Source organism: Ralstonia sp. VS2407 (genome assembly GCF_052950655.1).
Genome location: NZ_JBRFVG010000297.1, coordinates 1 through 454, shown reverse-complemented (window position 1 = coordinate 454; position 454 = coordinate 1). Strand labels below are relative to the sequence as shown.

The following is a 454-nucleotide window of genomic DNA, read 5'->3' as shown; positions in this document are numbered from 1 at the left end:
GATCAAACGATATTGCCGTTAATCAAGGCAGGCAATCAATTTACGCTAGTCACGGAAGGAACGATAGAGAATGAATTTAGAAAACTTAACAACTGAACGTAGAAATGAAAATACAATGGGCTTAGATGAGATGAGTGTCAAAGAAGCTTTACAAAAAATGAATCAAGAAGACCAAAAAGTTGCAATGGCAGTGGGTCAAGAATTAGCAGCCATTGAACCAGTGGTAGAAGCCATCATCAAAAGCTTCAATCAAGGCGGCCGCTTGATCTACATGGGCGCTGGTACGAGTGGTCGGTTAGGTGTCTTAGATGCAGCCGAATGCGTACCAACTTTTGGCGTCGAGCCAGAGATGGTTCAAGGCCTCATCGCTGGTGGTCAAAAAGCAATGACTGTCGCAGTAGAGGGTGCCGAAGATTCAAAAGAACTAGGTCGTCAAGATTTAGTTGATCTAAAA

At 43.4% G+C, this 454-nt stretch carries 1 protein-coding gene; it reads left to right on the top strand.

Going from position 1 to position 454, the window contains the following annotated elements:
• Positions 1-70: 70 nt before the first annotated feature.
• The coding region (locus ACU8YE_RS25145) for an N-acetylmuramic acid 6-phosphate etherase (RefSeq protein WP_446930281.1) at positions 71-454 on the top strand (384 nt) is incomplete at its 3' end.